Source organism: Deltaproteobacteria bacterium (assembly GCA_009930495.1).
Taxonomy (GTDB): Bacteria; Desulfobacterota; Desulfovibrionia; order Desulfovibrionales; family Desulfomicrobiaceae; genus Desulfomicrobium.
Genome location: RZYB01000115.1, coordinates 1 through 9,042, shown reverse-complemented (window position 1 = coordinate 9,042; position 9,042 = coordinate 1). Strand labels below are relative to the sequence as shown.

At 60.8% G+C, this 9,042-nt stretch carries 6 protein-coding genes and 3 pseudogenes; 8 read left to right on the top strand and 1 reads right to left on the bottom strand.

The features are described 5' to 3' along the window. Nucleotides 1-76: 76 nt before the first annotated feature. From EOL86_09885 to EOL86_09855, 7 genes and pseudogenes are all read left to right on the top strand, one after another. Nucleotides 77-379 carry a YbaB/EbfC family nucleoid-associated protein gene (locus EOL86_09885; protein NCD25879.1) on the top strand — a complete coding sequence of 101 codons (303 nt, stop codon included), beginning with the start codon at nt 77-79 and terminating at the stop codon, nt 377-379. 8 nt (nt 380-387) lie between these two features. Further along, the gene (gene recR / locus EOL86_09880) at nt 388-993 is read left to right on the top strand and encodes a recombination protein RecR (protein ID NCD25878.1); all 606 of its coding nucleotides are present in this window, start codon (nt 388-390) and stop codon (nt 991-993) included. A gap of 7 nt (nt 994-1,000) precedes the next feature. Further along, nucleotides 1,001-3,193 (top strand): ATP-dependent RecD-like DNA helicase, encoded by a 2,193-nt coding sequence (locus tag EOL86_09875; GenBank protein NCD25877.1) that lies wholly within the window; start codon nt 1,001-1,003, stop codon nt 3,191-3,193. A 480-nt stretch (nt 3,194-3,673) separates the two neighbouring features. Further along, nucleotides 3,674-4,465 carry a PEP-CTERM sorting domain-containing protein gene (locus EOL86_09870; GenBank protein NCD25876.1) on the top strand — a complete coding sequence of 264 codons (792 nt, stop codon included), beginning with the start codon at nt 3,674-3,676 and terminating at the stop codon, nt 4,463-4,465. A gap of 156 nt (nt 4,466-4,621) precedes the next feature. Next, entirely contained in the window at nt 4,622-4,936 is a 315-nt protein-coding gene (locus EOL86_09865) for a hypothetical protein (protein NCD25875.1), read from the top strand. Between the two features lie 105 nt (nt 4,937-5,041). Further along, the gene (locus EOL86_09860; GenBank protein NCD25874.1) at nt 5,042-5,959 is read left to right on the top strand and encodes a hypothetical protein; all 918 of its coding nucleotides are present in this window, start codon (nt 5,042-5,044) and stop codon (nt 5,957-5,959) included. Continuing rightward, nucleotides 5,941-7,921: pseudogene (locus EOL86_09855) on the top strand (hypothetical protein). Before EOL86_09860 ends, EOL86_09855 begins: the two are co-directional and overlap by 19 nt. A 121-nt stretch (nt 7,922-8,042) precedes the next feature. Here the strand turns inward: EOL86_09855 and EOL86_09850 are convergent. Continuing rightward, nucleotides 8,043-8,129, bottom strand: a pseudogene (locus EOL86_09850) (VPLPA-CTERM sorting domain-containing protein). Between the two features lie 815 nt (nt 8,130-8,944). Between EOL86_09850 and EOL86_09845 the strand changes: the two are divergent. Beyond that, nucleotides 8,945-9,042 (top strand): annotated as a pseudogene (locus EOL86_09845) (hypothetical protein).

The following is a 9,042-nucleotide window of genomic DNA, read 5'->3' as shown; positions in this document are numbered from 1 at the left end:
CCGTGCAAACCAAATTTCAGGCCAGGATCATGGAGGTCCGGCCCGTACCCAATGGAAATACCAAGGAGACCGAGATATGAACGAATTGATCAGACAAGCGCAGATGATGCAGAAAAAAATGCTCAAGACCCAGGAGGAAATGGGCAAGAAGGAAGTGGAAGCCACTGTCGGCGGCGGCATGGTCACGGTTCGGGCCAACTGCCAGGGTGAAGTGCTGTCCATCGCCATTGATCCGGCCGTGGTCGATCCCAACGACGTGTCCATGCTGCAGGATTTGATCCTGTCCGCCGTCAACGAGGCGGTCAAGAAGGGCAAGGACATGATGCAGGCCCATATGGCCCAGATCACCGGCGGCATGAAGATTCCCGGTCTGTTCTAGGAGACGCCGTGCAGCGTCTGCCCGCTCCCCTGCAAAAGATCGTCAACCAGTTTTCGGCTCTGCCCGGCGTGGGGCCGAAAAGCGCCTTGCGCATGGCCCTGACCCTGCTCAAATGGCCGGAGGAGTCCGTGCGAGCCCTGGGCCGGGACATCGAGGGCCTGCGCGACAATTTGCATATCTGCTCCCGGTGTCGCGGCCTGGCCGACAGCGACCCGTGTCCTATTTGCTCCGACCCCAAGCGCAATGCCGAACAGTTGTGCGTGGTTTCGGAATGGGACAGCCTGATGGTCATGGAAGAGGCCGGGTTGTACCGGGGCCGGTATTTGATTTTGGGCGGCCTGCTTTCTCCCCTGGATGGCATCGACGCCAAATCCTTGGAAATTTCCGGGCTTGAGTCCATTCTGCGCGAAGGCGGGGTGCGCGAGGTCATTCTGGCCCTGGGCTCGACCATGGAGGCCGAGGCCACGGGGACCTATGTGCACACCCGCATTGCCCGCGACTTTCCGGGCGTGTCCGTGACCCGGCTGGCCCAGGGCATTCCGCTCGGCCAGGAGATCAAATACGTGGACCGCGAAACGCTCAAGCAATCCCTCAAATACCGTCAGACGTTGTAGACGCCCCATGACGAGCATTCAGGGCGAGATCGTCGGCGTTATCTACCAGAATCCCGAAAACGGATACGTTATCGCCAAGTTGGATTCGCCCGCCGTGCCCGGCCAGGTCACCGCGGTCGGCATTCTGGGCGACGTGGCTCCGGGCGAATCCCTGCGTCTGGATGGGGACTGGATCGAGCATCCCAAATTCGGTCGCCAATTCAAGGCCGAGTCCTGCGAACATCTGCTGCCAGCCTCGCTCAACGGCATTCGTCGTTTTCTTGAATCCGGGGCCATCAAGGGCATCGGCGAAAAAATGGCCGAGCGGCTGGTCAGCCGCTTTGGGAGCCAGGTCCTGGATATTCTTGACTCCGACCCGGAACGTCTCCTGGAAGTGGAGGGCATCGGCGCGGCCAAGCTGAAGATGATTGTTTCGTCGTGGCAGGAAAAGCGCGAGGTGCGCGGCCTGATGCTGTTTTTGCAGACCCACGGCGTGGCCACGACGTTCGCCCATCGCATCTTCCGCCATTACGGGGTGACGGCTGTCCAGCAGCTGCGCCAGAATCCGTATGATCTGGCCTATAACATCCACGGCATCGGCTTCCGCACGGCCGACGACATGGCCCTGAAGCTCGGCTTTGCTCCGGACGCGCCGCAGAGGCTGGAGGCCGGGGTGGAATACTGTCTGCGGCAGACTGCCGAGGGCGCCGGGCATATGTACCTGCCGCGCGCGAATCTGGTTGACGAGGCGGCGCGTCTGTTGGGCTGCCACGATTCGGAGATGATCGAGGACCGGATCGACGCCCTGGAGGAACGCAAGCGCCTGGTCATCGAGGCCTTGCCGGAAAAGGAGATCGCCCAGGCGGTTTTTCTTACCTATCTGTACCGCCTGGAGCGGGAAATCGCCTCGCGTCTGCACGGTCTGCTCGATCACGTCTCCCGGCTGGACCCGGCCAAAATCACCGCTGCCGTGGAGCGTGAGGAACAGCGCCAGTCCCTGACCCTGTCCGCCGAACAGCGCGAGGCCGTGGAATCGGCCTGCGCGCACAAAGTGGCCATCATCACCGGCGGTCCGGGCACGGGCAAGACGACCATCACCAGGGTCGTGGTCCGGGCGCTCAAATCCCTGGGTCTTAAAATCGCCCTGGCCGCGCCCACGGGCCGGGCGGCCAAGCGCATGTCCGAGGCCACGGGGTTCACGGCCACCACGCTGCATCGGTTGCTTAAATTCCAGCCGGGCACGGGTTTCGAGTTCAACGAGGACAAAAAGCTGGCCGTGGATGCGTTGGTCGTGGACGAGGCTTCCATGCTCGATTGTGGACTGTGCCTTTCGCTCTTGCGGGCTCTGCCGCTGACCTGTCGGCTGATTTTTGTCGGCGACGAGAACCAGCTGCCCTCGGTCGGCGCGGGGAATGTCCTGGGGGATTTGCTGGAAAGCGGCTTTATTCCGGCCGTGCGTCTGACGCATATCTACCGGCAGGCCAGGGAAAGCATGATCGTGGTCAACGCCCACCGCATCAACGAGGGCGAGTTTCCCCAGGGCAGTCCGCACGCTCCGCCCAGGGCGGATTTTTTTTGGGTCGAGAAAGAAAATTTGATTGAACTGCAGTCCCTGATTCTGCGCATGGTCTGCGAACGCATTCCCGAAGCCTATGGCCTGGACCCCATGCAGGACGTGCAGGTGCTTACGCCCATGCACAAGGGCGAGGTCGGAACCCTGGCCTTGAACCGCCTGCTTCAGGAGCGCCTTAATCCCACGGGTCAGGAACTTGTCCGGGGGCAGCGGCATTACCGGACAGGAGACCGTATCCTGCAGCTGCGTAACAACTACGACAAGGACGTCTTTAACGGCGATCTGGGGCGGATTGTCGATTTGGATCTCAAGGACGAAGTGTTGACCGCGGAATTCGACGGTCGCGAGGTGGAATACGATTTCGACGAGCTGGACGAAATCGGCCTAGCTTACGCCATCAGTGTCCATAAAAGCCAGGGCAGCGAATATCCGGCCGTGGTCATGCCCGTGGTCACCCAGCACTACATGCTCCTGCAGCGCAACCTCATCTATACCGGCCTGACCCGCGCCCGGAAGCTGGCCGTGCTCATGGGGTCGCGCCGGGCCATGCACATGGGGCTGGGCAATGTCCGTGGCCGCCAGCGCAACACGACCCTGGCCCTGCGCATGGGACAGGGCTGGGAAAACGAGGCGGTTCTGGTTTCCTGAACAAGGTGTTAGATTTTCCGACACCGATTTCGGTGAATTTTACACCCACTGGCAAAGAGCCCTCCGGTCAACGATCGGATGGCTCTTCGCGTTTCATGGCGGCTGTTGCCTTGTCCGAATTCGGACGTGTCGGGGTGTTGTCGGGAAATCGTCATGGCGCCGCTGCCTTGGGCCGGCGCCGGGAATGCGCGTGGCGCGGGGTATTCCCGTGGCCGTTCGGGGGGTTGCCTGGCCATCGGGCGCCTCGGGGGAGAATGCGGGCGTGTTCCAATCCGTGGGCATGATCACGCCTTGGCGCGTCGCGTCGAGGGGCGGCGCATGGGTTTCGGGACACAGCGACGTGTTCGGGTATCTTTACACCTGGAGTCGGAGCCCTGAATTTTTTTCTGGAAAGATCTTTAAAGTCAGTAAAATGGAACGTTGTATGGATATTGCATCACCACGGTACCATGAGTCGAACAAATTTTGGAGGACTTGACCATGAAAAGAAATGTCATGCTGTTGTTGATGCTTGGAGGGCTGATTTTGTGGAGCGCGCCGGTATCGGCCGAGTTCATCAGCCAATGGGGGTATGTGACCGATGGCATTTTTACCGAGTGGGACAATGAGAATGGCGGGGATTCCAACATCGATCCGTTCAACGCCAAGACATTGTCCGGGGTGTCCGGCTACCAAGGTCTGGCCTGGGGCACGTCCACGGGATCGGGCCGAAGCCGTCTGACGCTGGGCGAAGTCGGGGGAACCTTGGCCACCAACGGTCCGTCCGATGACGCGATGACCATCACCCACTACAACCGGCCCGTTTACGGCCCTTCGCTTCAGTCGGGCACAGTCTTCGCGGTCTTGACCCTGACCCCGTTGGTGCCGTCCTTGCCGAGTCTGCCGATCTTTTCGACGCAACTGGATTTTGATTTTTTTGAGAGTCCGAACAGCGGCTTGAGCCAGGGGGATTTGTTTATCCTGGCCAATCCATTGGCCGCGACCGAAACATTCACCCTCGACGACTACGCGTACACCGTCTCCTTCACGGGTTTTTCCCAGATCACCGATACCAGTTATCTTGCCCTGCTCGCGCAAAATGGGTTCATCGAGCCGGGCGAGGACGTTTGGGGCTGGTACACGATGGAGGGCGCGACCAATGTCCTGCCCACGTACGTCCGGATCAGTGGAGAGCCCGTCTCGAATCCGGTTCCCGAGCCGGCGACCATGTTGCTTCTTGGGTCTGGATTCCTGGGCATGGGCCTGGCGGCCTGTCGTCGTTTGAAGAAGTGATGACGCGCCGCGTATCCGTGCCTCGCGTGCCGGGACGCTGTTTCGCGCCCCGGCTTTTCACGGAGACACGTGGCGTGCACGGCGGGCCGGCCGGTGCAACATCAAGGGGCATGGCCTGGAAGCGTTTCGACACCCTTTTCCGTCGAGGTCTGGCGCATGCTGGAAGTCGTGCTGATCCTTCTTGCCGTTCTCGTCAGCCAGGTCATGCAGGTTGTCGACGATTTTCTGAGTCAAGTCGGAGGGATTTCCCTGCTGCATGGTCTGCTGCTCGGCAGTGGTCAGATTCAAATCTGCAAGCTGCTGCTGGAATGGGGAGGGGCGAGGTTGGGATGGCTCGTGGTCGCGCTGGTTGGCCTAGCGGCCCTGACCGTGTCCCTGATCAAGATCCATCGAACGGGTTCGCGTTGGATTTTTGCTTTTAATTTTGGTGTGATAGTTGGAATTTTTGGCGCCGGAGTGGTGCTGATCTGAGCGGCGCGCACGGTGGCGCGGCACGGTACCAGCATCGGGATATCGAGTAAGCACGAAGCCGCGGCCTCGCGACGTTTCGCCGGATCGGGCCGGGTTGGAGGAAACATGGACAGATCCATCGAACGCAGGCGCACCATCCGCATTCGGCGTTCCGCGCTGACCGCGGCCAGGCTGGACGACATCGACAAGCCCGGAATCAAGGTCGCCGAAACCAAGGAAGAGCTGGAACAAGCCTTCCGCCTCGTCTACGAGGAGTACTACGATCAAGGGTATATCCCCAATCCCCATCCCCGGGCGATGCTTTACAGCATCTACAATTTCCTGCCCAAGACCTGCGTGTTCATTTTTCAGGCGTATCGGGATGTCATCTCGACCATCGCCTTTATTCCGGATTCCGCGCTGTTCGGGTTGCCCATGGATGCCTTGTACAAGGACGAGATCGATGAACTCCGCCGACAAGGGCGGAAGGTCGTGGAAATTGGGTCGCTGGCAACGGAAAAAACCCTGCGCGGCAAGAACGTGGTCATGTATTTGTACAAGACGGTCATCAATTACGGCCTCATGACCGGGGTGAACGACCTGTGCCTGACCGTGAATCCCAAGCATGTCCGTTTTTACAATGAAATCATGCTTTGCGAACAGATCGGCGAGGAAAAATACTACCCGACCGTGGGCGCCCCGGCGGTCTTGATGCGGGCCGATTTTGACTCCTACGCCGAAAGACTGATGCGGGCATACGCCGCGAGCGATTTCGAGACCGATTTGGCGTCCTTTTTTCTCAAGCTGAACACGTCCCACGTGGACCAAAACATCCAGTCCCTTGGATATGAGCACCATGAATTTTTGGACTATGACGCCGCCCGCTATTTTTTTCAGCAGCGGCCCGAAATTTTGGAGGAACTGGACCCGGAGCGGCTGGCCTATATCGAACGCGTTTATCACAAGGCCCTGTTTGTCCCTTCGATGGTGCCCTGGAATGATTCGCTCAACCTGATGGGGGCTTTATGTCGATCCACCCTGTGAATGGCTCGTCGCGCGAGCTGGACCCGACCAGTTTTCAAGACATCGCTCTGTCCCGTAATCATGGCCTGTTGAGCATCGACGAACAAGACCGGCTGGCTGGGGCCGTCGTCGCCATTCCAGGGCTGGGGGGGTCGGCGGCCAGCACCTCGCCTCCCTGGCGCGGACCGGGTTCCGCCGCTTTCGTCTGGCCGATCCGGACAGCTTCGAGATGGTCAACTTCAACCGTCAGCTTGGCGCGACCATGGCCAGTTTGGGCCGGCCCAAGCTCGATGTCATGCGGGAGCTGGCCCTGTCCATCAACCCGCATCTGGAAATCCAGGCGTTTCCCGAGGGCGTGACCGAGGACAATCTGGATGTGTTCCTGCGTGGCGCGGATGTTGTCGTGGACAGCCTCGATTTTTTTGCCTTCGCCATCCGGCGGCGGCTGTTCATGCACGCCTGGGACCTGGGTATCCCGGTCGTCACCGCCGGCCCCCTGGGCTTTGGGGCCGCGTTGTTGGTGTTCTCGGCCCCGGGTATGTCCTTTGACGAGTATTTCGATATTCACGATGGCCTGACCGAGGAAGAACTCCTGCTGCGCTTTGCCATGGGCCTGTCGCCGCGAGGCCTGCATTTTTGCTATATTGACCGGCAACGGGTCAGCCTGCGGCGGCGGCGTGGTCCATCCTCGTACATCGCCTGTCAGGCCTGCGCGTCCGTGGCCAGCATGGAAGGCGTGCGTCTGGTGCTGGGCCGGCCCGGAACGCGGCCGGCTCCGGCCTATCTGCAGTTCGATCCGTATTTGACCAAATTTTGCGCCGGCAGGCTGATGTGGGGCAACCGCAATCCGTCACAGCGGCTCAAGGGGAGCGGGTCGGCTTTAGGCCACCCGAAAAACCCGACGGCCCGGTGGTGGTGCCCCTGTCCGAGGCCGCGTTTAGCTACATCGTGTCGGCGGCCATTGCCGCGCCCTCGGGCGACAATGCCCAGCCCTGGCGCTTCACGCGGCTGGATGATGGCCTGGGGGTGCGAATGAACACCGAGGCGGAGCATTCGTTTTTTAATGTCCATCAATACGCGACCCTGATTTCCTGCGGCGCGGCGGCCGAGAACGCGGCCGTGGCCGCGCGTTCCCTGGGCCACGCGGCCACGGTCGATCTTCCCGAGGTGATCGACAGGAGCGGCCTGGTGGCCACTGTCGTCGTGGGGCGGGGGACGCGGGAGGATTTTTTGGGCGACGTCCTCTGGGATCGGTGCACGAACCGTCGGCATTTCCGGCGCGAGGACCTGTCGCCAGGGATCCTGGGCCGGGTCGAGGCCGAGGCCAAGGGGCTGGGCTGCGCGCTGCATGTCGTGCGTGGCGCCGGGCTGTCTTCCCTGGCCAGGATTGTCTTTCAGGCGGACCGGATCCGGACCGAACACCGGGGTCTGCACGAGCATTTCATGCGCATGGTGCGCTTCGACCCCGAGGAGGCGCGGACTTCCGGTGACGGCCTGCCGCTCAAGAATCTGCATGGCGGCGTGGCTGGCGAGTTTTTTTTGAAGCAGACCAGGGACTGGCGGCGGATGGCCGTGGCCAACACGTTGGGCCTGGGGCGCGTCGTGGCCCTGCATTCGGCCCAGGGCATCCGGAATTGTGGCGCGGCCTGCCTGCTGACGGCGCCGGGCCGGAGCTGGCGGGATTTCGTGACCGGTGGCCGCGCCCTGGAACGGTGTTGGCTGAAATTGACCGCCCTGGGGTTGGCCATGCAGCCCATGACCGCCGTGACCCTGTTTCGTCTGCGGTGGGACCTGGAAGGACCGGACGCGTTTCTGCCCGCCCACCGGGTGTTGCTGCGCGGGATTTGGCCGGAATTCGACGCGCTTTTCCCCAAGGTTGATTTCCACGGCCAAGGATTGATCATGCTTTTTCGCATGGGCCGGGGACCGGCCATCACGCACGGTACCTATCGTCGGCCCATGGCGACGTTCATGGCCGAGTAGTCAGGAGCATCCAGCTCGGTTCTGTTTTATTCGTCGCCTCGACGCGGAAGATCCCAAGCCTCCATCAAGAGACTTGGGATCTTCCGGTTTGAGTTGGGGAGGATCTATGCGGCGAGGCTAATCAGGCCGCCATGCGCCGCCGGGCCGCGGCGCCCAGGCCCAGCAGGCCACTGCCCAGAAGCAGCATGGTCGCTGGTTCGGGGACAGGCTGGTGGCGCATGGTTCCTGAATTTTCAACCATGATTTCCAAGCCGTTGTCGGAGGGTTCAATGCCGAGGATACGCGCGTTGAGATCCGCGAGGCCGACAATGGAGTTCTCGCCGTGCATGGCCAGAATGTCTTCCGCCTTCAGACCGTTGAATTCCCAGAAATCATTGAGGACACTGGCAAATCCAATGGTGAAGCTGAACGCGCCGTTGTTGTTGGCGCCTTCCTGCTGCACGAAGCCCGTCGCGCCGGCCTTGAGCAGGTTGAAGCTGCCCAGATCATAGTCGTACGTTCCCAAGCTCGCGTCGTCGGTGGCATACAGATGGATGCTTCCGGCATTCGGGTTGAAATGGATGTCGTACACCGGATTGGAGCCCGACAAGTCCACGTTGTCGATCCAGCCGGTCAAGTCGTCGAACTTGTAATAAATGTACGCGGAAGCGCCAGTCGAGGTGTTGAAGAAGACAGGCACGGAATCATGGGCGATCACGCCAAGGGCTCCGTATTCGGAGAAGGTGTCCCCGTCGGAGAGCACGCCATCTCCACCATAGCTCTGGTTGATATGGGACTGGAGGGGAAAGTCACCCGCGTTCGTGAAGTTCAGGAGCTCGTTGAACGAAATGGTTGTGCCGGTCCCGCCGGGATCCGTGGCTGTGTAACCGATGGTCCCCAGATTCCAGGTCCACGAGGAAAAGGCCCAGGCGCTTCCAGAGAAGAGCAGGGCAGCCATGGCCAGTGTGAGTAAAACCGAAAACTTTTTCATGATGCGCCTCCGTGATTGTTGTGACCATCCATGCCCAGAGCTAAGCAGTTCGTTTGATCGAGTCGGAATTGTTCGGTCACGAGAAGGGCGCCTTCACCGGGGCCGTGGCCACGGTTCCGGGCAAGGTCGAATACGCGGACAAGGGCACGCT